This window comes from Herbidospora mongoliensis (assembly GCF_001570545.1).
Lineage (GTDB): Bacteria > Actinomycetota > Actinomycetes > Streptosporangiales > Streptosporangiaceae > Herbidospora > Herbidospora mongoliensis.
In genome coordinates, this window is sequence record NZ_BBXD01000034.1 from 1 (window position 1) to 22,169 (window position 22,169).

Annotated in this window: 19 protein-coding genes and 2 pseudogenes; 15 read left to right on the top strand and 6 right to left on the bottom strand. The window is 68.4% G+C overall.

The features are described from left to right. A pseudogene (locus AW272_RS45460) lies at positions 1–587 on the bottom strand (transposase); the annotation flags it as partial. A gap of 720 nt (positions 588–1,307) precedes the next feature. On the opposite strand from AW272_RS45460, the gene AW272_RS45855 reads away from it, so the two are divergent. The 11 genes from AW272_RS45855 (at position 1,308) to AW272_RS39665 (ending at position 13,222) form a co-directional block, all read left to right on the top strand. Then, positions 1,308–1,436 carry a hypothetical protein gene (locus AW272_RS45855; protein ID WP_275527351.1) on the top strand — a complete coding sequence of 43 codons (129 nt, stop codon included), beginning with the start codon at positions 1,308–1,310 and terminating at the stop codon, positions 1,434–1,436. A gap of 249 nt (positions 1,437–1,685) precedes the next feature. Next, positions 1,686–3,566: a molecular chaperone DnaK gene (gene dnaK, locus AW272_RS39620; RefSeq protein ID WP_066376436.1), complete on the top strand. Its 1,881-nt coding sequence runs from the start codon at positions 1,686–1,688 to the stop codon at positions 3,564–3,566. A 55-nt stretch (positions 3,567–3,621) separates the two neighbouring features. Then, positions 3,622–4,131, top strand: a complete 510-nt coding sequence (locus tag AW272_RS39625; RefSeq protein ID WP_218011231.1) for a nucleotide exchange factor GrpE — start codon at positions 3,622–3,624, stop codon at positions 4,129–4,131. Continuing rightward, positions 4,131–5,105 carry a DnaJ C-terminal domain-containing protein gene (locus AW272_RS39630; RefSeq protein ID WP_066376346.1) on the top strand — a complete coding sequence of 325 codons (975 nt, stop codon included), beginning with the start codon at positions 4,131–4,133 and terminating at the stop codon, positions 5,103–5,105. Before AW272_RS39625 ends, AW272_RS39630 begins: the two co-directional genes overlap by 1 nt. Beyond that, positions 5,102–5,413, top strand: a complete 312-nt coding sequence (locus AW272_RS39635) for a chaperone modulator CbpM (protein WP_066376350.1) — start codon at positions 5,102–5,104, stop codon at positions 5,411–5,413. The genes AW272_RS39630 and AW272_RS39635 overlap by 4 nt, the downstream gene beginning before the upstream one ends. Then, positions 5,404–8,022: an ATP-dependent chaperone ClpB gene (gene clpB / locus AW272_RS39640; RefSeq protein ID WP_066376352.1), complete on the top strand. Its 2,619-nt coding sequence runs from the start codon at positions 5,404–5,406 to the stop codon at positions 8,020–8,022. The genes AW272_RS39635 and clpB overlap by 10 nt, the downstream gene beginning before the upstream one ends. 2 nt (positions 8,023–8,024) lie before the next feature. Beyond that, on the top strand, positions 8,025–8,468 hold the full coding sequence (gene trxA, locus AW272_RS39645; RefSeq protein ID WP_066376355.1) for a thioredoxin: 444 nt from the start codon (positions 8,025–8,027) through the stop codon (positions 8,466–8,468). Further along, the gene (locus AW272_RS39650; protein WP_066376360.1) at positions 8,452–10,122 is read left to right on the top strand and encodes an FAD-dependent oxidoreductase; all 1,671 of its coding nucleotides are present in this window, start codon (positions 8,452–8,454) and stop codon (positions 10,120–10,122) included. The genes trxA and AW272_RS39650 overlap by 17 nt, the downstream gene beginning before the upstream one ends. Positions 10,123–10,149: 27 nt before the next feature. Then, positions 10,150–10,599 carry a DUF1931 family protein gene (locus AW272_RS39655; RefSeq protein ID WP_066376361.1) on the top strand — a complete coding sequence of 150 codons (450 nt, stop codon included), beginning with the start codon at positions 10,150–10,152 and terminating at the stop codon, positions 10,597–10,599. Positions 10,600–10,721: 122 nt separating this feature from the next. Further along, the gene (locus tag AW272_RS39660; protein WP_066376362.1) at positions 10,722–11,873 is read left to right on the top strand and encodes a glutathione-independent formaldehyde dehydrogenase; all 1,152 of its coding nucleotides are present in this window, start codon (positions 10,722–10,724) and stop codon (positions 11,871–11,873) included. A gap of 473 nt (positions 11,874–12,346) precedes the next feature. Beyond that, positions 12,347–13,222 carry an LLM class flavin-dependent oxidoreductase gene (locus tag AW272_RS39665; RefSeq protein WP_066376365.1) on the top strand — a complete coding sequence of 292 codons (876 nt, stop codon included), beginning with the start codon at positions 12,347–12,349 and terminating at the stop codon, positions 13,220–13,222. Positions 13,223–13,442: 220 nt separating this feature from the next. Here AW272_RS39665 and AW272_RS39670 read toward each other — a convergent pair whose 3' ends face one another. Beyond that, positions 13,443–13,751 carry a hypothetical protein gene (locus tag AW272_RS39670; protein ID WP_157519339.1) on the bottom strand — a complete coding sequence of 103 codons (309 nt, stop codon included), beginning with the start codon at positions 13,749–13,751 and terminating at the stop codon, positions 13,443–13,445. Between the two features lie 527 nt (positions 13,752–14,278). Between AW272_RS39670 and AW272_RS39675 the strand changes: the two genes are divergently transcribed. Beyond that, a complete protein-coding gene (locus AW272_RS39675) occupies positions 14,279–15,124 on the top strand; it encodes an NAD(P)-dependent oxidoreductase (protein ID WP_218011232.1) in 846 nt (281 codons plus the stop codon). A gap of 14 nt (positions 15,125–15,138) precedes the next feature. Here the strand turns inward: AW272_RS39675 and AW272_RS45465 are convergent. Further along, positions 15,139–15,273: pseudogene (locus AW272_RS45465) on the bottom strand (DNA starvation/stationary phase protection protein); the annotation flags it as partial. 201 nt (positions 15,274–15,474) lie between these two features. On the opposite strand from AW272_RS45465, the gene AW272_RS39680 reads away from it, so the two are divergent. Then, complete coding sequence (locus AW272_RS39680) at positions 15,475–16,881, top strand: multicopper oxidase family protein (protein ID WP_083959176.1); 1,407 nt, start codon at positions 15,475–15,477, stop codon at positions 16,879–16,881. 215 nt (positions 16,882–17,096) lie between these two features. On the opposite strand, the gene AW272_RS39685 is transcribed toward AW272_RS39680, so the two are convergent. Beyond that, positions 17,097–19,106, bottom strand: coding sequence for a SpoIIE family protein phosphatase (locus tag AW272_RS39685; RefSeq protein ID WP_083959177.1), 2,010 nt, complete (start codon positions 19,104–19,106; stop codon positions 17,097–17,099). Positions 19,107–19,250: 144 nt separating this feature from the next. Here AW272_RS39685 and AW272_RS45860 point away from each other — a divergent pair, with 144 nt between their 5' ends. After that, entirely contained in the window at positions 19,251–19,376 is a 126-nt protein-coding gene (locus AW272_RS45860; RefSeq protein WP_275527352.1) for a hypothetical protein, read from the top strand. A 264-nt stretch (positions 19,377–19,640) separates the two neighbouring features. Here the strand turns inward: AW272_RS45860 and AW272_RS39690 are convergent, their stop codons facing one another. After that, positions 19,641–20,213, bottom strand: a complete 573-nt coding sequence (locus AW272_RS39690) for a TetR/AcrR family transcriptional regulator (RefSeq protein WP_066376376.1) — start codon at positions 20,211–20,213, stop codon at positions 19,641–19,643. A 161-nt stretch (positions 20,214–20,374) separates the two neighbouring features. Here AW272_RS39690 and AW272_RS39695 point away from each other — a divergent pair, with 161 nt between their 5' ends. After that, entirely contained in the window at positions 20,375–21,271 is an 897-nt protein-coding gene (locus AW272_RS39695) for an NAD-dependent epimerase/dehydratase family protein (RefSeq protein WP_169807732.1), read from the top strand. 262 nt (positions 21,272–21,533) lie between these two features. Here the strand turns inward: AW272_RS39695 and AW272_RS39700 are convergent, their stop codons facing one another. Further along, the gene (locus tag AW272_RS39700; protein WP_066376380.1) at positions 21,534–22,115 is read right to left on the bottom strand and encodes a DUF11 domain-containing protein; all 582 of its coding nucleotides are present in this window, start codon (positions 22,113–22,115) and stop codon (positions 21,534–21,536) included. Positions 22,116–22,169 lie beyond the last annotated feature (54 nt).

The following is a 22,169-nucleotide window of genomic DNA, read 5'->3' on the forward strand; positions in this document are numbered from 1 at the left end:
GGCGACCCGCTTGTGGTTCACCTCGATGCCCCGCTCACGCAGCTCGGCAGTGACCCTCGGCGACCCGTAAGTGCCGTCCTCGGCCTTATGGATCTCACTGATCCGCGCTGCGAGCGCGTCGTCGGCCCGGCGGCGGGCCACCCGGGCCGGGGCGGCCTTCAGCCACCGGTAGAACGAGGAGCGGGCCACGTCCAGCACCCGGCACAGCCGCTTCACGCCGAAGGCGTGCTTGTGATCGTCGACGAACTCGAAGCGGCTCACCAGTTCGTCTCGCCCGCGAAAAACTTGGCCGCCTTGCGCAGGATGTCCCGTTCCAGCTCCAGCTCCTCGATCCGGGCTTTGAGCTGCCTGTTCTCCTCTTCCAACACGTCGGGTGAGGCTACCTGGCCGCCGGCGGCCGGCTTCCCGGTCCCGCGCCGCTTGGGACCCGCGGTGCCGTTGCGCTGGGCGGCCAGCACCCACTCCCGCAGCGTCGCCCGGTTGATCCCCAAGTCCTCAGCGACCTGCTTGTAGGTCTTGGACGGGTCAGACAGATACAAGGCCACAGCGTCGGCCTTGAACTCCTCCGGGTAGTTCTTCAGGGCCATCAGTGACATCTCTTCCCCTGGACCTCAAGATCCAGTCTCCAAGGTGTCCACACTCAGGGGTGAGGCCCCCTTGTCCCGATCGCCCAGCGGCAACAACCACAGCGGGGCGAAGGCATTCGTGACCGCAAGGTAGGCCAGGCGAAGGAGCACGGCGGCTCATCATGCCGCACGCGGCCCCTCCGTAATGGCCGAAGGTCGCGTCACGTCACGCGAAGCCCTGAAGGGCTATGAACTGGACGGATGGCATTATCGGCAGGCGCAGTGTCACGAGGCGCTGCGAACATCCAGTCTGGGCCACCAGCCACGTCAAGCAGTAGCCACTTACTGACAAGTGCCATCAACGGACGTCTCAGGACATCTGCGAAGACGTCTTCGGAATGTCTGGACAGCCCAAATGCCAGAGGCTGACGCCGTCGGCGTCGGCCCCCCTACGGTCTTCCCACCCAGGACTCGACCAGCTCGCGCCGGGAACGTTTATGTCGCCGAGTAATCCATGGAGATGGAGATCGTTCAGGAAACGCTCGGCCACGCCTCCTCGACCTCACCCGCGACACCTACACCCCGCTGCAGATCTTGCACCAGCGGCTGACCGCCAGCCGACCCTCCCCTGCTTGTTTGATCCAAAAATGGATATCTGGGGGTTACGGGCAGCCATCCAGACCCTTTGACTGAATTTATAGAGATTCAGACCGGGGGGTTGATCTTAGGCCTGGATCGGGCGTGACCGAGCCTTTTCGGTTGCTCACCGGCAGAGGCGCCGGTGTCCGGATGGATCTGCTGATCAGCCTGGTGTTCCTGATCGTCAGCCCTTGGTCGTGGCGGACCCTGAGCTCCGCGATCGTGGCCTGATTTGAGGTGGCGACGGCTACGGCATTCAGCGCAGGGCGTTCGCGTCGTTGCACGCGATCGTCGCCGAGAGCTATGAGATGTCGGCGAATCCGAAGTTCGCCCCCACGAACGAATTCAGATAGGCCGGTGAAGACGGTCGCGGAGTCGCGTTCGACCCCGGCTGGAAAGTCCGACGGCGCATTGCAGCCGAGATCAGCGAAACCCGGCAGGGATGGGCCAGACCACGCGGAACCGTGAGGGGACATGGCGATGGCGAAGGCAGTAGGCATTGATCTGGGCACGACGAACTCCGTGATCGCGACGACTGAGGACGGCCATCCATCAGTCATCCCGAATGCCGAGGGGTCGCGGACCACACCGTCGGTGGTGGGTTTCACCGACCAGGGTGAGGTCCTGGTCGGCCAGATGGCCCGGCGTCAGGCGATCCTGAATCCGAAGGGGACGATCTATTCGGCCAAGCGGTTCATGGGCCGGCGCTTCGATGAGGTTCACGACGAGACCAAGGCGGTCTCGTTCGACGTCTCGGCGGGTCCCGACGGGGCCGTGCGGTTCAAGGTCAAGGACAGGCAGTACGCGCCGGAGGAGATCTCGGCGTTCGTGCTCAGGAAGCTGGTGGCCGACGCGGCGAAGTTCCTGGGCGAGAAGGTCACCGAGGCCGTCATCACCGTGCCCGCCTACTTCAACGACGCCCAGCGGCAGGCCACCAAGGACGCCGGGAAGATCGCCGGCGTGGAGGTCCTGCGCATCATCAACGAGCCGACCGCGGCCGCTCTGGCCTACGGCATGGACAAGCAGGGCAGCGAGACCGTCCTCGTTTTCGACCTGGGCGGTGGGACCTTCGACGTCAGCATCCTCGACATCGGGGAGGGCGTGGTCGAGGTCCGCTCCACCGCTGGGGACACCCACCTGGGCGGCGACGACTTCGACCGCAGGATCGTCGACCACCTGGCCGACGAGTTCCAGCGTCAGGACGGCATCGACCTGCGCGCCGACCCTCAGGCCCTGCAGCGGCTCTTCGAGGCGGCCGAGAAGGCCAAGGTGGAACTGTCGGCGGTCAGCCAGACCCAGATCAGCCTTCCGTTCATCACGGCGGACGCGAACGGGCCCAAGCACCTGAACACCACGCTGATGCGGTCCACGTTCGAGCAGATCACCTCGGACCTGATCGAGCGGGTCAAGGGCCCGGTCGAGCAGGCCATGGGCGACGCCAAACTGACGTCGGCCGATCTCGACGAGGTGATCCTGGTCGGCGGGTCCACCCGCATGCCCGCGGTGCAGGAGACGGTGCGCCGCATGACGGGCAAGGACCCCAACATGACGGTCAACCCCGACGAGGTCGTGGCGCTCGGTGCGGCGGTGCAGGCGGCGGTCATCAGGGGCGAGGTCAAGGACGTCGTGCTGCTCGACGTCACCCCGCTCTCGCTCGGAGTGGAGACGCTCGGCGGTCTCATGACGAAGGTCATCGAACGGAACACCACGATCCCGGCCCGCCGGACCGAGATCTTCAGTACCGCCGAGGACAACCAGTCGGCCGTCGACGTGGTCATCCTGCAGGGCGAGCGGGAACGCGCCGCCGACAACCGGGTGCTCGGCCGGTTCCGCCTGGAGAACATCCGGCCCGCGCCCCGCGGGGTGCCGCAGGTCGAGGTCACCTTCGACATCGACGCGAACGGCATCCTCAACGTGACCGCCAAGGACAAGGACACCGGAGCCGAGCAGCGCATCACGATCAGCGAGAGCTCCAACCTGGACACCAGCGAGATCGACCGGATGATCGCCGACGCCGAGCGGCACCGCGCCGACGACACCGCTCTCCGCGAGGCGGTCGACGCCCGCAACGAGCTGGACTCGATCGCCTACCAGGTGGAGCGGCGGCTGTCCGATCTCGGGGACGCCGTCCCGGTGCACGAGAAGGCCCGGGCCGAACAGTTGGTCGCCGACGCCCGCCAGGCCATCAAGGGGGAGGCGCCCGTCGATCGGCTGCGCGGCCTGGCCGGAGAGCTGCAGCAGGTCTTCCACGCGCTGGGCGCCGGCGCTCAGCCGGGGCAGCCCGAGCAGCAGACAGGGCAGCCCAGCGCGGACGGGCCGGACGATGACGTGATCGACGCCGAATTCACCAGGCCGGAGTGACATGACCGACAATGACAGAATCCCACGTCAGGGTCGTGTTCCAACGGCCGAGGCCATGGAGGCCGAACCTCAGCCGCAGGCGAGAGGGCCGGACGCGACCCGTGAGAACGCCGGCACAGGGGCCGACACGGACGCCCGGCTGGAGGAGCTGCACGACCGCTGGCTGCGCGCGGCCGCGGAGCTCGACAACCTCCGTAAGCGGACGGCCAGGGACATCGCCCGGCAGCGGCTCGACGAACGGGCCAGGGTCGCCGCGGAGTGGCTGCCGGTCGTCGACAACCTCGAACTGGCACTGCGGCACGCCGACGCCGATGCCGGCGCGGTCATCGAAGGCGTCCGCGCCGTCCGCGACCAGGCGGTGGCCGTGCTCGCCCGGCTGGGCTTCCCGCGTGTCGAGGATCTCGGGGCCCGGTTCGACCCCGCCAGGCACGAGGCCGTGAGCACGGTGGAGGACCCGGAGGCCGAGCCGGGCACGGTCGTCGCCGTCGTACGGCCCGGCTACGGCGAGGGCCCCGACCAGTTGCGCCCCGCGTCGGTCGTCGTGTCGGCCAAGGCGGAGGACTGATGGCTGACCGCGACTTCTACGACATCCTCGGCGTGCCGCGAACGGCCGACCGCGAGGAGATCCAACGGGCCTATCGCAAGCTCGCGCGTTCCTATCATCCCGACGTCAACAAGGACCCGAGCGCCGAGGACCGCTTCAAGGAGGTGTCGGAGGCCTACGAGGTGCTGTCCGATCCCGAGACCCGGCGGCGCTACGACGCGTTCGGCCGGGACTTCCGGCAGGTGCCCGAGGGAGTGAACCCGGCGGCGTACGCCCGGGCCCGGGCCGGGGCGGGCACGGGAGGCCGCGCCGGACGGGCACGCGGTCCGGCCGGGCAGGAGGTCCGGTTCGAGACCGGAGAGGGCATCGACTTCGAGGATCTGTTCGGCGGCATGTTCGGGGGTCGCGCAGGACGCGCGGGCCGCGGCTGGGGGCCGATGCCCGGCGCCGACCAGGAGGCCGAGCTGCCGCTGACGGTCGAGGAGGCCTACCGCGGCGGCCGCCGCACGATCACCCTGCCCGGTGCCGGAGGTTCCCGGACGCTGGAGGTCACGATCCCTCCGGGCGTCCGGAACGGGCAACGGATCCGGCTCGCGGATCAGGGTGGCGAGAGCGCCGGCGGCGCGAAGAGGGGCGACCTCTACCTGATCGCCCGGATCACTGATCATCCTCGCTACCGCGTCGAGGGACGGGACGTCCATGTCCAGCTTCCCCTCACCCCGTCGGAGGCCGCGCTGGGCGCGACCGTGGCGGTCGAGACCCCCGGTGGCGAGGCGAAGGTCAAGGTGCCGCCCGGTTCCTCCTCCGGACGCCGCCTGCGCCTGCGGGGGCAGGGCATGCCCCATCCCCGCGGCGCTCCCGGGGACCTGTTCGCCGAGGTCCGGATCATGGTCCCCCGCACGCTGAGCGCCGAGGAGCGCCGCCTCTATGAGCGGCTGGCCGCCGTCTCCGGCTTCGACCCGCGCGCCGAATCGGAAGGGAGGACCCGACCATGAGGCATCCGCTCGTACGGCTCCCGCTCCTGGACCTGGAATCCTTCGCGCGGGCGACCGGTCTGCATCCGGAGCTGGTGCGCCGCCTGGTCGCGCTCGGCCTGATCGACGCCTTCCGCGACGCGGCGGGAGACCTGTGTTTCCCGCCCTCCCAGCTCGCCGCCGCCGGGCGCCTCCAGCGGCTGCACACGCAACTGGCTGTCAACTACGCCTCTCTGGGCCTGGTGGCGGACCTGCTCGACCGCATCGCGGAGCTCGAAGCGGCTCTGCGGACCCGCACGAGAACTCAGGGAGGCATGCCGTGGACGTGAACCGCCTTACGCAGAAGTCGCAGGAGGCCCTACAGGGCGCCCAGACCAGGGCGACCCGCTTCGGCCACACCGAAGTCGACGGCGAGCATCTCCTGTCGGCGCTGCTGGACCAGCCAGAGGGGCTGGCCCCCCGCCTGCTCTCGGCCGCCGGCGCCGACGCGGACAAGCTGGCGCTGGAGGTGGAGGCCGAGCTGGAACGCCGGCCCCGCGTCACCGGTCCCGGCGCCGCACCCGGCCAGGTGTACCTGACCCAGCGGCTGTCCCGCCTGCTGGAGGCGGCCGATGGGGAGGCCAAGAGGCTGAAGGACGAGTACGTCTCGGTCGAGCATCTGCTGCTGTCGCTGCTCGACGAAGGGCCGGACACCGCCGCCGGACGGCTGCTCAAAGCACACGGGCTGAACCGCGAGCGTTTCCTGGAGGTCCTCACGCAGGTGCGCGGCAACCAGCGGGTGACCTCCGCCACCCCGGAGGTCGCCTACGAGGCCCTGGAGAAGTACGGCCGCGACCTGGTGGCCGCCGCCAGGGCGGACAAACTCGACCCGGTGATCGGCCGCGACAGCGAGATCCGCAGAGTCGTGCAGATCCTGTCGCGCAAGACCAAGAACAATCCCGTGCTCATCGGCGACCCGGGCGTCGGCAAGACCGCGATCGTCGAGGGCCTCGCCCAGCGCATCGCCCGAGGTGACGTCCCCGAGGGCCTGAAGGACAAGACGATCTTCAGTCTCGACGTGGGCGCCCTCGTCGCGGGGGCGAAATACCGTGGCGAGTTCGAGGAACGCCTCAAGGCCGTGCTGACCGAGGTCACCTCGGCGGAAGGGCGGATCCTGCTGTTCGTGGACGAGGTCCACAACGTCGTCGGCGCGGGCGCGGCCGAGGGCTCCATGGACGCGGGGAACATGCTGAAGCCGATGCTGGCCCGCGGCGAACTCCACATGATCGGCGCCACGACGGTCACCGAATACCGCAAGCACATCGAGAAGGACGCCGCGCTGGAGCGCCGCTTCCAGCCGGTCTTCGTGGACGAGCCGTCGGTGGAGGATTCCGTCTCCATCCTGCGCGGCCTGCGCGAGCGCCTTGAGGTGTTCCACGGTGTGAAGATCGCCGACAACGCCATCGTCGCGTCGGTCGTCCTGAGCCATCGCTACATCAGCGACCGCTTCCTGCCCGACAAGGCGATCGACCTGGTCGACGAGGCGTGCGCGATGCTCCGTACGGAGATCGACTCCATGCCGGCGGAGCTGGACGAGCTCACCCGCCGGGTGATGCGCCTGGAGATCGAGGACGCGGCCCTCGCCAACGAGGACGACCCGGCGAGCCGGACCCGCCTGGAGGCGCTGCGCGCCGAGCTCGCCGATGTGCGCGCCCAGGCCGACGCCATGCGCGCCCAGTGGGAGGCCGAGCGGCACGCCCTGCACAAGGTGCAGCAACTGCGCGAGGAGATCGAGACGGTCCGGCGCGAGGCCGAACAGGCCGAGCGCGTGTACGACCTGAACCGCGCCGCCGAGCTGATGCACGGCAGGCTCCCCGAGCTGGAACGCAAGCGGGAGGCCGCGGAGACGCAGCTGGAATCCAAGCACGGTGCGGGACGGCTGCTCCGTGAGGTCGTGACGGAAGAGGAGATCGCCGGCATCGTGTCCCGCTGGACCGGCATCCCGGTCAGCAGGCTCCAGGAGGGCGAGCGGGGCAAACTGCTGCACCTCGACCAGATCCTGCACGGGCGCGTCATCGGTCAGGACGAGGCCGTGCAGGCGGTCGCGGACGCGATCATCCGGGCGCGTTCCGGGATCAAGGACCCGCGCCGGCCCATCGGCTCGTTCGTCTTCCTCGGCCCGACCGGCGTCGGGAAGACCGAACTGGCCAAGACCCTCGCCGAGGCGTTGTTCGACACCCAGGACAACATCGTCCGCGTCGACATGAGCGAGTACCAGGAGCGCCACACGGTCAGCCGGCTGGTCGGCGCCCCGCCCGGATACATCGGCTACGAGGAGGGCGGCCAGCTCACCGAGGCCGTCCGGCGCAAGCCGTACTCGGTCGTGCTGTTCGACGAGATCGAGAAGGCGCACACGGACGTCTTCAACACCCTGCTGCAGGTGCTCGACGACGGACGGCTCACCGACGCCCAGGGCCGTACGGTCGACTTCCGCAACACAGTGATCATCATGACGTCCAACATCGGCTCGCTCTTCCTGAGCGAGAAGGCCGGCCCAGCGGGCGAGATCGACCCCGAGGTGCGCGAGATGGTGATGGCCGAACTGCGCGCGCGGTTCCGGCCCGAGTTCCTCAACCGGATCGACGACATCGTGCTGTTCAAGCCACTCACCGAGCCGGAGATCGAGCAGATCGTGGCACTGATGTTCACCGAGATCAGGAGCCGGATCATCGAACGCGGGATGACGCTGGAGGTCACACCCGAGGCGGTGCGGTTCATCGCCGAGCAGGGCTTCGACCCCGTCTACGGCGCACGGCCGCTGCGCCGCTTCATCGCCCGCGAGGTCGAGACCCGCGTCGCCCGCGCCCTGGTCGCCGGCGACGTCCTCGACGGCGCGGTCATCCGGGTCGGGATGACCGGCGGCACGCTGTCGGTGGCGTACGAGAATCCGGAGGTCTGACCATGCGGTCACTGACCAAGGACGCGAAAGTCGTCTCGTGCTCCACATGCGGGCGGAAGAACCGGCTGCCCCGTGCCGCTTCGGGGATCCCGCGGTGCGGCCAATGCCACCAGCCACTCCCCTGGGTCACCGAGGCCGGTGACGACGACTTCAGCGAGGTCGTCGAGGCGGCCCGGATCCCGGTGCTCGTCGATTTCTGGGCGCCCTGGTGCGGCCCCTGCCGCATGGTCAGCCCGGCGCTGGAGCAGGTCGCGGCCGATCTGGCCGGCCGCCTGAAGCTGGTGAAGGTGAACGTGGACGAAGCGCCCCGGCTCTCGGAACGCTTCACCGTACGGGCCATCCCGACGCTTGCCATGATCGATCAGGGCCGGGTCGTCACCCGGCGATCGGGTGCGGCGCCGGCTCCCGTCCTACGTGAGTGGGTGGACCATGCGCTGGCCGCCTGAGCTCCGAGAGACGCCAGACCCGCAGGGGGCCTACCCGAGGCTGAGCGACGCGCAGCTCCAGGCGCTGGCCCCGCACGGCGAGCGGCACCGGGTCCGCCGGGACGAGGTCCTGTACGCGGCAGGTCTTCCGCGCGCCGAATTCTTCGCCGTCCTGGCCGGCAAGGTCGCGACGGTCGAGGGATTCGGAGGGGACGACCAGGTGATCGGCGTCCACGGAGCAGGCCGGTTCCTGGGAGAGCTCAACGTGCTCACCGGCCAGGTGGGCTTCGTCACCGGCGTGGTGGCCGAGGACGGCGAGGTCCTCGCCGTGCCGGCGGACGCGCTCCGCCGCCTGGTCGCCGGGGATCCGGAACTCGGCGACATGATCCTGCGGGCCTACCTCATCCGCCGCACGATGCTCATCGGGCTGGGCGCCGGATTCCGCATCATCGGCTCCTGCTTCTCGGCCGACTCCCGGCGGCTGAGGGAGTTCGCGGCACGCAACCGGCTGCCGCACCGGTGGATCGACCTCGAGCAGGACCACGAGGCAGAGCGGTTCCTGCGGAGCATGGGCGTCACCCCGGAGGAGACCCCGGTCGTGATCTTGTGCGGCGAGACGGTGCTCCGCAACCCGAGCACCACGGAGCTGGCCCGGGCGGTCGGGCTCCCCGCGCCACGGACGCGGCAGGCCCGATGCGACCTGCTCGTCATCGGGGCCGGACCGGCGGGCCTGGCGGCGGCGGTCTACGGGGCGTCGGAGGGCCTCGCGACGCTGGCCCTGGAGAACGTCGCGACGGGCGGCCAGGCGGGCACCTCCTCTCGGATCGAGAACTACCTCGGCTTCCCGGCCGGGCTCTCCGGCGGCGAACTGGCGGAGCGGGCGGTGATCCAGGCCGACAAGTTCGGTGCGGATTTCCTCGTCCCCGCACAGGCATCCGGATTGCACCTGGACGCGGGTGATCACATCGTCACCGTCGGGGAGGGCGGCACGATCCACGCGCGCACCCTGATCATCGCGACCGGCGTCCGCTATCGGAAGCTCGACGTCCCGAACCTGGAACGGTTCGAGCCCACGAGCGTCTACTACGCGGCGACCATGTTCGAAGCCCAGATGTGCGAGGGGGACCCGATCGTCGTCGTGGGCGGAGGCAACTCGGCCGGTCAGGCCGCCCTGTTCCTGGCCCGGCACGCCGCCTGTGTCCGGCTGCTCGTGCGGGAGGACGCGCTGTCCAGGACCATGTCCCGCTACCTGGCCGTCGAGATCGAACGGCACTCCCGGATCCAGATCATGCTGAACACCGAGGTCCGGGAGCTGATCGGGGAGGAGAAGCTCGCCGCGGTCAGGGCCGAGAACAACCGCACCGGCGAGCGTTCCACGATCGAGGCCCGCGCGATGTTCATCTTCATCGGCGCGGAGCCGTACACCACCTGGCTGGCCGACGAGATCGCGCTCGACCCGAAGGGCTACATCCTGACGGGCGCGGACGCCATCCGGTCCGGCAGGCAAGACACGTCCGACTCCGACGGTCGGCCGTTCCCGCTGGAGACGAGCAGGGCGGGCGTGTTCGCGGCCGGGGACGTGCGGAGCGGCTCGGTCAAGCGGGTGGCCGCGGCGGTCGGTGAAGGCGCCATGGCCGTACGGCTGATCCACGACTATCTCCAGGCCGGAGAGTGACTCCGGCCCGGAAGGAAGGAGACCTCCATGGTTCTCATGGCGGTGCCGAGATTCGAACGGTTCTTCCGCAGCGCCGCAGGTGTCGACGTCGACAAGAACGACCTCCGGCGCTACGGCGACTTCGTGAACGACAAGGTCCACGATCTTCTGGTGATGGGCCAGGCCCACGCCAAGGCGAACCATCGCGACGTCATCGAACCCTCCGATCTACCCGTCACCAAAGGCCTCCAGGAGAGCATCCACCGGTTCCGGAGCCTGGATGAGGACATCGAGCTGAAACCCATCCTGGAGCAGCTCGCCACACTGCCTCCGCTGGACCTGTCGATCGGCGAGGAGACCGTCGACCGGCTGCCCGAGATCGTCGGTGGCCTGTCGGTGGCACTGGCTCAGACTTTCAAGATCGTGGATCCGGACGTGAAGAACCCCGCGACCCAGCAGTGGGAGCGCACGATGAGCGTCTTCAATCTGCTGCTCTGACGGCCCGCCCCGGACCAGGGGCGCCGTCCCGGCGAACGAGGAAGAAGGAATGAACCCATTGACCTGCCGCACGGCGCACAGGCAAGGCGATCCTTCGCACAACAACTGCATCCGAGGAAATCATGAGAGCAGTCGTATACAACGGACCTCGACAGGTCGATGTCGAGCAAGTCCCTGACGCGCGCATCGAGCAGCCCACCGATGTCCTGGTACGCATCACCACGACCAACATCTGCGGGTCGGACCTGCACATGTACGAAGGCCGGACAGACTTCGAGACAGGCCGGATCCTCGGCCACGAGAACCTCGGCGAGGTGGTCGAGATCGGACCGGCCGTCTACCACGTCCGCGTCGGCGACGTGGTCTGCATGCCGTTCAACATCTCGTGCGGCTTCTGTGAGAACTGCGAGAAGGGCCTGACGGCCTACTGCCTCACCACCAATCCCGAGCCGGGCATGGCAGGGGCGGCCTACGGTTTCGCGGACATGGGGCCCTACAGCGGCGGCCAGGCCGAGCTGTTGCGCGTGCCGTTCGGCGACGTCAACTGCCTCGTCCTCCCGGACGACGCGCAGGAGAAGCAGAACGACTACGTGATGCTCGCCGACATCTGGCCGACCGGCTGGCACGCGACTCAACTCGCCCAGGTGGAGGCGGGCGACACGGTCGTGATCTACGGAGCGGGGCCCGTCGGGCTGATGGCCGCCTACTCCGCCACGGTCAAGAGCGCGAGCAAGGTGATGGTCGTCGACCGCCACCCCGACCGGCTCGCCAAAGCCGAGGAGATCGGCGCGATCGCGATCGACGACTCCCAGGGGTCACCGGTCGATCAGGTCATGGAGCTCACCAACGGCCTGGGCGCCGACCGGGGCTGCGAGTGCGTGGGTTACCAGGCGCACGACCCGCAGGGGAACGAGCACCCCAACATGACGCTCAACGACCTCGTCAAATCGGTCAAGTTCACCGGGACCATCGGCGTCGTGGGCGTCTTCATCCCGACGGACCCCGGCAGCCCGGACGATCTCTTCAAGCAGGGCGAGATCGCCTTCGACTACGGGATGTTCTGGTTCAAGGGCCAGATGATCGGCAACGGCCAGTGCAACGTGAAGAGCTACAACCGGAAGCTCTCCAGGCTCATCCACGAGGGGAAGGCCCGGCCGTCCTGGGTCGTCTCACACGAACTGAACCTGGACGACGCACCGGGTGGCTACGAGCACTTCGACCGGCGGGATCCCGGCTGGACCAAGGTCGTCATCCACCCCAGCCAGCTCAACTGACACGCGGCCCAACGCGGCCGGCCCCGGATGAGAGCCGACAGGCCTCCGTAGACGCCGATCACCGAGACCACGCCGCCGCTGCGGCACGACATGATGGCTTGGTGCAGCACGTGCGGACGGTCGCTCTCCGCCCGTACGGCCTGTTTGAGCCGGTCGTACGCGGCGATGTGCGCACTGCCGTGGGTGGCCTCGAGGCCGACGGCGTCGATGCACTTGTCCGGCCCCCGACCGCCGTCAGTTCGAGCAGCCGCGACCGTACGTCGACCTCCTCGAAGTTCACCGGCGCAGGACTTCAAGGTCGTCGGCGCCAACTAGACGGGGCCTCACTCTGTGACCACCGCTCCAAGGGGGCGGAAAGGTTGTGGCCAGAGATGTGCCACGTGGGCGTCATCGGGGGTGCGGAGGGCACGGTGATTGGGGTGGCGGCGCAACCGGCGGCGGCTCGCCGGCGGTGAGAACGCCCGGGGGGACTCATGAAAGTCGGTCTCGGCCTGCCCATCAGCGAACCTGGCGCCCTGCTGGAATGGGCTCGGCACGCGGAAGAGGGCCCGTTCAGCACGCTCGCCCTGCTGGACCGCCTCGTCTACGACAATCCCGAACCCCTGGTGGCCCTGTCCGTGCTCGCGGGGGCGACCGCCAGAATCCGCCTGCAGACCGAGGTGCTGCTCGCTCCGCTCCGCGAGCCGGCGCTGCTGGCCAAGCAGTGCGCGACCCTGGACCGCATGTCGGGAGGGCGCTTCACGCTCGGCATCGGTTTGGGAGCGCGCCGGGACGACTACGAGGCCGTGGGTGTGGACGTCCACCGGCGGGGAGCGCGGCTCGACGAGATGCTGGAAGTGATGCGCCGTGTCTGGTCGGGCGGGCCGTCCGGCGAGGGGATCGGCCCGATCGGGCCCGAGCCCGGCCGCCGGGGTGGCCCGGAAATGCTGTTCGGCGCCTTCAGCCCGGCCGGGATCCGGCGCGCCGCCCGCGTGGGGGACGGCTTCCTGTGCGCGGCGCACCTGTCCGACGCCGGGGACCTGTTCCGGGCCACCGAGACGGAGTGGCAGGCCCAGGGACGCACGGGGCGCCCCCGGCTGGTCGCCCAAGTCAACGCCGCCCTGGGACCGGATCACCTGATCAAGGAGGCACGCGACCGGCTGTACGACTACTACAGCGGCCCTCAGTACATGAACCTGCCGGCCGGCTTCGCGGAGGGCGCGGCGGCGGGCCTGCTCACCACCCCCGGCCAGATCCGCGATACGGCTATCCGGATGGGGGACGTCGGCGCCGACGAGGTCATGTTCTACTGCTGGGCCTCGGACGTGACCCAGGTGGATCGCTTCGCCGAGGCGCTCAGTGGTGCGTGAAAGCCGGCGATGCCCTGCGGCCGCGACGGAACGCGCGGGCGAGGCGCAAGCCGGGCGCCTCACAGATCTGCGTGCAGTGAGCTGCGGCCGAACAGGTAGGGCAGGGCCCATCTCACCAGGGCTCGCGCCGACGCTCTACCGACGGCGCCTGGGGGGGAAGTCTTCGATGGGGCCGTGAACAGCGGGGACGCACGGCGTCCCGGCAGGCTCGAATCGGACGTTAATCACGCGTGAGGCGCTTGTTGATGACGCGTTTGTTGATGACACGTCTGGCGATGACGCGTCTGAGAATGACGCGTCTGACGACGATGCGTTGAGGGCCGAGCGCGTTGTTTCCGCTGACAGACTCGTTGCCACTGTTGGGGGAGTTTTTGATGTTGGAGAAGTTACCGCTGTTCACACCCAACTTGTCGCCCCGGTAGTTGCCGCTGTTGTAAGTGTTGCCTTTGCCGTTGGGGATGTCGCTCACCTCGCCAGCAGCCGAGCCGGCGACGATCGAGGCAATGGTCAAGGCGGCGAGGTGCATCATGATCATCGTTGTACGCCCTGCTTGATTGAGGTCTCCTGGACGCCGCTCACCTGCGCGCGGCGGAGAATTATGGGATGGGTAGCAGCTGAACAGGCGGTCGCCTACAGGGAGAAGGCCGGCGGCAAGCCGACTGCTCTGCCGGGTAACTGGGAGACCGCACCGTGAGGGAATTGCGTGGCCTTGCCGGAAGGGCGATCGGCCCTTGCGGCAGAGGTGCTCAGCGCCATCCCGCATCCAGCTGTGAATGTCTTGGCCGCCCATACCCAGACGTCACGGGTACCTCCCTATATACAAGCGCGAGGCTATCAGGAGTGATCGGCCTATTACGGGTCGTGACGGCTTACCGCGCGCCGGAGCGCCAGCCATGTGAATCGTCCTTTGATGGATCGACGCTTGCCGCTCATGCCTATCGGCCTTCTGGGGTGTCATTTGCCTCTTGGTGGTGGGCAAGTGAACGAAGGCGGGGCAGGTCCCCATGAGGGGGCATCGTTATGAAGAAGGGACAGCCGGGGCGTACCGGTCTGCGAGTGGCAGTCATCGGGACGGGGCTGATGGGTTCGGCGATGGCGCGGCGCATGGTCGGCCAGGGCCTCGACGTGTACGCGTGGAACAGGTCCGTCGACAAGCTGGAGCCACTCACCGCCGTGGGGGTGAAGGCGGCGGCGAGTCCGGAGGAGGCCGTCGAAGAGGCCGACGTGGTCATCACCATGGTGCCCACGGGCGATGTGGTCGCCTCGCTGGCCGACCGCTTCCTGCCCGCGATGCGTACGGACGCCGTCTGGCTGCAGATGAGCACCGTCGGGGGCGCGTGGACCGACCGGCTGGTCCGGCAGGCCGCCGAGGCCGGGCGGCCGATGCTCGACTGCCCGGTCTCGGGCAGCAGCGAACCGGCGGCTCACGGCACCTTGACGCTGATCGTCTCCGGCGCCGAGGACGCGCTCGAACGTGCCCGGCCCGTCTTGGACGTGCTCGGCACGCACACCTTGTACGTGGGCGCGGCGGGCCAGGCCTCCCGAATAAAGCTGATCGTCAACAGTTGGATGGCGGCGTCGGTCGTGGCCATGGCCGACACTCTGCTCGCCTGCAGGCAGCTGAGCGTGGATCCCGCCCTGGTACTGCAGGTGCTGGACGAGGGGCCTCTGCGCATGCCGTACGCGATGCAGAAAGCCGAAGAGATCCGCGCCCACCACTACCCGCCGGGATTCCCGCTCGCTCTCGCGCTCAAAGATCTCACCCTGCTGGCCGACGAGCGCGATGACCCCTCCCGCCTGGGCAGCCTGCTGCGGCAGGCGCTCCAGCAGGTGGTGGACGCGGGCCACAGCCGCGAGGACATCGCCGCCGTGGCCGAACAACTGGGCAAACCTATACCGTGACCGCGAGGAGCTGATCAGCCGCGCGGTGCCTCGACCAGATGCTCGATCAGGAACCAGGTCTGCAGCTCACCGGTGCGGATGACCTGGGAGACCAGCAGGTCGTTGGTGCCGTCGTCACCCTTCTCCTGGGTACGGGAGGCGGCGTCGTGACTTTTGTCCCTACCGGGTTCGAGGAACCATCTGCAGCCCTGTTCTCCGCCATCGGGACACGCTTGCGTGTCGGCCCAGAGCGCCGATCACCGGAGCCATAGCATTTGAGCCCCCCTGGACGTTGCGCGTGAGGGGGACCGATGTCCGCGATCAGCTTCAAGGCAACTGCGCGGCCGAAAAGGCCGACAGGCAGAGGGCGGATGCTGGTCGGCCTGGTCGTGGCCACGGCCGTCGCGATCAGCGGCTGCGGCGGCTCCCCTGCGGATTCCCCCGTCGCCGCGGTAAGCCCCGGCGGAACCGAAACAGCCCAGCCCGCGCTGCGCGAGCCTCGCCAGCTGGTCAGCCGCGACAAGACGCTACGGGTCCGGCTGGTGGCCCAGATGCGCACCGTGGACCTGGGGGGCAAGCAGGTGCGGGCGTTGACCTACAACGGTGAGTACATGCCGCCCACGATCCGGCTGCGGCCGGGTGACCGGCTCGATCTGACCCTGGTCAACATGCTGCCGGAGCACACCAACCTGCACACCCACGGCTGGCACGTCTCACCGCGCGGCAATTCCGACAACGTCTACCTGCACATCCACCCCGGGCAGACCTACCACTACAGCTACCGGCTGCCGAAGGACCTGGCGCCGGGAACCTACTGGTACCACTCCCATGCCCACCCGTTCAGCGAACCGCAGGTGCTGGCCGGCCTGTCGGGCGCCATCATCATCGACGGACTCGAAAAGCACCTGCCGCCCGAGCTACGGAACATCACCCAGCGCCTCATCGCGCTGAAGGACTTCCAGGTCCGGGACGGTGCGATCCCGACCGCGAACATCGACAGCAACGCCCCCACCACCCGCACCATCAACGGGCAGATCGACCCCGTCATCACGATCCGGCCCGGGGAGACGCAACTGTGGCGGATGGCCAACATCGGCGCCGACATCGCCTACAAGGTCAATCTGCCGGGGACTCCTTTCCTCGTCATCGCGCAGGACGCCAACCCCGTCGACGAGCCGTGGGGCGCCGACACGATCGTCATGCCCCCGGGAAGCCGCTTCGACGTCCTGGTGCAGGGCCCCGCCGCGGGGCGCAGCACGCTGCGAACCCTCGCATACACCACTGGCCCGGCGGGCGACGACTACCCGGAGAAGACCCTGGCCACCGTGCACTCCACGGGCCAGCCGATGACCCCCGCAGCTCTGCCCACGGCCTTCGCCTCCTTCGACGACCTCGCCAAGGACAAGATCGACCGCCGACGCACCATCACCTTCTCCGAGAACAGCGATTCAACCCAGTTCTACATCGGCGGCAAACAATTCGCCCCCGACCGGATCGACGTCCGCGCCCGGCTCAACACCACCGAGGAATGGACGGTGAAAAACCTCGCCGACGAGGAACACACCTTCCACATCCACGTCAACGACTTCCAACTCATGAGCATCAACGGCAAGCCCTACAACGCCCGCGGCTGGCAGGACACCGTCCAGCTCCCCGTCCGTGGGCAGGTTGTCATCAGGATGCGCTTCCTCAACTACCTCGGGAAGTATCCCTTCCACTGCCACATCCTCAACCACGAGGACCACGGCATGATGGCCAACATCGAAGTAGTCGCCTGACCCGAAATCAGCTCCAGGCGCCTGATTGCGTCAACCGGGGAACGCGCTCGCGAAGGAAGTGGGCCAGCTTCTAGTGGTCGTGTTCGGCGGTTGTTCTCTCAGGTTGACGGGTTCGAGATCGGAAAACGACGGCGCGGGAGCGTCCCGCCCGGATGACGACGGCCATGTAATCTATATTACAAGTAGGTAATGTGGCTTACTTTAACCGTACCGACTCAGGAGACGGACCGGATGCGGGCCAGGAGCAGGGCGACGTCGTCCTCGGCGGGGGCGTCGCCCACGAGGTCGCCGATCACGGCCGTGCACACGCTGTCGAGCGTGGCGGACCCCGGCGCCGCGCGGGTGAGGGCTTCGGCGAGCCTGGCCATGCCCGCGTCGAGGTCTGCCTGCCGCGTCTCGATCAGGCCGTCGGTGTAAAGGGCCAGCAGAGTTCCCGCCGGCAGGGGCAGGTCGTGTGACCGGAAGGTGCCCAAGCCCACGCCGATCGGGGTGCCGGCGGGCAGCTCGGGGAACGTCACCTCCCCGGACGGGGACACGATCGCGGGCGGCGGATGCCCCGCCGTGGCCATGGTGCAGCGGCCGGTCCGGGGGTCGTAGACCGCGTACAGGCAGGTCGCGCCCATGGAGTCGAGGCCGCGCACGTCCTCGGCCATCAGGTGGTCGAGGTGGGTGAGCAACTCGTCCGGCGGCAGGTCCAAGTAGGCCAGGGCGCGCACGGCGGTGCGCAGCCGGCCCATGGTGGCCGCGGCGTTGACGCCGTGCCCGGTCACGTCGCCGACGACCAGGGCGATCCGCTCGCCGGGCAGGTGGATGACGTCGTACCAGTCGCCGCCCACTCCCCCGCGCGCGTCGGAGGGCAGGTAACGCGAGGCCACCTCGACGCTGCCGCTGCCGCACAGGTCGTCCGGCAGCAGGTCGCGCTGGAGCGCGAGCGCGGTCAGCCGCTCGCGCGTGTACTGGCGGGCGTTGTCCAGGCACAGCGCGGCGCGGGTGACGAGTTCCTCGGCCACCAGCAGGTCGTCGCGGGAGAAGGGAGCGGGGTTGGCGGTGCGCGCGAACACCGCGACGCCGAGCAGGTCGCCGCGCGCCTCCAGCGGAACGACCATCAGCGAGTGCATGCCGGTGGCGTGGATGATCCGCGCCCGGCGGGGGTCCAGATCCAGCCAGGTCCCGGGCGAGGTGTCCAGCACGGGCGCGAAGTACGACCGGCGCGAGCGCAGGACCTCCATGAACGGCGATCGGGGCGGCACGAACACGGTCTCCTCGCGCTTCCAGAGCGACTCGGGCGCGCCGTCGTACACCGAGGCCACGCCGGCCCGCCGGAAGAGGGGTTCGCCGACGCCGGTCGTGGCGTGCCGCCGCTGGGGCTCGGCCCCGGGCAGCATCACGTCCGGCAGGTCGACGGTCACGAAGTCGGCGAGGACCGGAACGGCCAGCTCGGCCAGTTCCTGGGCGGTGCTCATGACGTCCAGAGTGCTGACGAGCCGGACACCGGCCTCGCGCAGCAGATCGAGGTGGTCGCGCGCCTTGCTGTCGCTGAAGTCCAGCACCACCGAGCACACGCCCAGCGTCCGTCCGTCCGCACCCGTCAGGGGCAGCAGCGAGACCGACAGCACGCGCTCCCGGCCGCCGTAGGACCAGTGGGCCTCGCGGTCGATCTTGGGCCGCCCGTCGGCGAGCACCTCGCGCACCGCGTCCCCCACCCCCTCGTTGTCGACCCCTGGGATGACCTCGGTCAGAGAACGGCCGATCCGGTAGTAGGGGTAGCCGTCGCGGAGCTGCTCGGCCGCCTCGTTGAACCAGACGCAGCGCAGGTCCCGGTCCCAGATCGCCATGGCGACGGGAAAACTGCTCATCAGCGACTCCAGCAGCGCGCCGGTGTCGGTGGACAGGTCGATGTCGACCGGGATCGCCGACAGCAGCCAGGACTCCTGCGGACATTGGGCATCGTCACCCAGAGTGAGCGGCGCGGCGTCGGCCCGCACCATGACCACCTCGCCGTCCCGCCGCCGCACCTCCATCATTCCGACACGCGGCAGGGGCGCGCCGGCGTCCTCAGGCGGGAGGAGCGTGTCGATGGGACGGCCGAACATGTCGGCCGCGGGATAGCCGGTGAGCTCCTCGGCGGCCCGCGTCCACCCGATCACCGACCCCGCTTTGTCGACGACGGCGACCGCGGGGGCCGCGGGGGCCACTCCTCCGTGGACGCGATCGGCTGCCTTCATGCCATCACTCAGCTTCGATGGGGGACGAGTTCGCTGCCAGGAATGTCAGAATAACGGCACCTACCTGCGATTATTCAATCTTGGCCAAGCCTTGTGACGACATATACGGTCACGAGGGCTGGACGGTCAGCGCCTGATGGCGGCGTGCTCGAGATGCTCAGCCTGTTCGACCCTCAGTCGCTCTCTTGGGACATCCCCGCGATCGGGTTCTCTCTCGGTTCGACACCCCGCAAGATCACCACGCCAGTCATCGCCGCCAGCGATCAGTGAACGCGGGCAAGCACCCCTCGGTCGCCTCGCTCTACCGGGCATTGGCCGAAGTCGAGGACTCCGCAACAGACGACGGCCTGCCGCTGCGACCCAAGCCCGTCCGCATCCGCCGACTCGGGATCCGCTCACCCCCGAGGAGATGTCTGCGTGAACGCCTCGCCTGGACACGGAGATCCGCAGCTAGACCCCATGATCGACGATTCATGCCGGTCTCAAGGCCGGGTCCTTCGCCGTTCACACAAGAGACCGTCCTGTGCGAGGCGCTCAGCGGGTCCGCAGGCCGTTCAGTACAACATCGAGATAGTGGCGGCCGACTGCGGCTCGCTCCTGCGGATCGATGGCTGGATGCATCCTGGCGGAGAAGGCGATTCCACAGATCAATGGCGTCATGTCGGCGAGCGTGATGCCGGGCGCCAGCTGCCCTGCGGCCCCGGCCCGTTCGAATAGTTGAGTGAACAGCGAGGACAACTGATCGAGCAGATGCGCTGTGCCGGGTAGGGCGGCCGTGGGTGCGGACAGTACGGGGGACAGGGCGGCGTCACTCAGTTGCGCGTCGACGATCCTGACGAGGAAATCGCGAAAGGCCGTCCAAGGGTCGTCCTGCTCCACGGCCCGTTCGGCGGCCTGGATCAGCGCCTCCAGTCCGTCCACCGCCACTGCCTCGATCAACGCCTGAGGCGTGGGGAAGTGCCGGTACACCGTGGCGACGCCGACGCTGGCCGCGCGGGCCACCTCGTTCAACTGAATCGTGGTGCCGTCCGCGACCAGCTTCCGTCCGATCTCGATGATTCGCTGACGGTTGCGTGCTGCGTCCTTACGGAGCGGTGGAGCGGTCACTTTTCCAGCATAAACGGATAGTGGATCCACTTGCCCCGCCTGGGTCCGGAGTCTCCGGGTGGTCGGGTCAGACCCGAATCGGATGACTCATCCGTTTAATGCTAGGGTAAGAAAAACGGATGATCCATCCGTTTCATTGCCCGTCTGGTTCTGGAGAGAACATGAAGATCCTCATCACCGGGGGCACCGGCTACTTGGGCTCGGTGCTCGTCGAACACTTCCTCGCAGCAGGCCACGAAGTAGTGGCGCTGACCCGGTCCCCGGAATCAGCGGCGAAAGCGACCCAGGCGGGCGCGCGTCCTCTGCTCGGCAGCCTGACCGACACCGCGCTCCTGGAAAGGGCTGCGACACAAGCCGACGCCGTGGTGCACACCGCAGTCGACTACGCCGGCGGCGATGATGCGGTCATGGCAGAGGCTGCTGCCGTGGAGGCGCTGACCCGTGGGGCGGGAAAGGCGGGTACTGGCAAACCGTTCATCTACACCAGCACGAACCTGGTCTACGGGCTCGACCCTGCCCATTCCCGCGACGAAGACGCAGAACTGCCGGAGCCGGGTCTGCTGCCGTCCAAGCTCGTCGGCGAGCGCCTGGTGCGCGAGGCGGCGGGCCTGAACGGCATCATCATCCGCGCGAGTCTGGTCTACGGTCGAGGCGGCACCCTGCTGCTGACCAGTCTGATCGGCGCCGCGACCCGCTCGGGCGCTGCCACCTACATCGGCCCCGGCGACAACGAGTGGACCCCGGTGCACGCGGACGATCTCGCCCGCCTTTACCTGAGGGCCCTGGAGCATCCGGTGGCGGGCATCTACAACGCGTCCGGACCGCAGCAGTTCACCTTCCGCGAACTCGCCGAGGCGATCGCGGATCTGACCGGAACCACCGCGACCTCGATCACCGCCGAACAGGCCGAGAGCGCCATGGGGCCGATGGCCGCACTGCTTCAATCCTCGGCGCGCACAACCTCCCGGAAGGCGCACGAGACGTTCGGGTGGAGCACGAGCGGTCCCGCCCTACTGGACGACGTGCGCTCCGGCTCCTACCAGGTGGTGAACCCGTGAGCCCCAGCCTGGCCAGCCACACCATTCTCGGTCTGCTGCGTGTAACAGGAGTGAAGAAGCGCCAGTTCAAGCCCAGCCGTTTCCTCACCGAAGTGGCTAACCCGTCCCCGCCGCGCCTGCCGGGTGTCACAACCGCAAGCCGGTGGACGAGCGCTTCAACATCCTCATCCCGTAATCAGGAGAGTTTCCATGAAACTCATCCGGCCTGTGGCACGACTGACGGTCATCGCCAGGCCCCGGCGCCGCAAGGGCACTGAACATCTCAGGAGATCCTGGACGTCCTTCGCCGGAGCCCACGCCGACCGATGAAAGCCCCACATGCCAGGACCAGGGCTGCGATTCCCGCGATCGCGTAGAAACGTCCGGAGCCGGAAGCGGGGACCGGCACCTGGCTCCTCGCCGTCGTGGTCAGCAGACGGTCTGAGTGGGTCGCGCAGACGATCGGCCGGTCGCCGGTCTTGGCCGAGGCGCAGGCCACCACCGCCAGTCGTTGTAGCTGAGGAGCCAGCTCTCCGACGTCGACGGTCACGCTGAACTGCGCCTTCTCCCCTGCGGGCAGCGACTTGCTCCACTCGATCCGCCCAGCCGAGACGGTGCCGGAAGGCGTCGAGGAGAGCAGTTTGAGCCCGGGCACCATCGTCTGGGAGAGCCGCAGGACCGGGGTGTCGGTCGCTCCGGTGTTGTGGATCTTGACCGTGTAGGTGAGCCGGTCGCCTTCCTTCACGGTCGTGTGCCCGTTGTCGATGGCGATGCTGAGCGTGACCGCTTTGGGCTTGTGCGTCGGCTCGGCGCCCGCGTGGGCGGCGGCGATCCCGGGCTGGATCGCGATCAGCGAGAGGGCCAAGACGGCAATTCTTCGCTCACAACCGGCTCGAAAGACCATCAATCAATGCCTTTG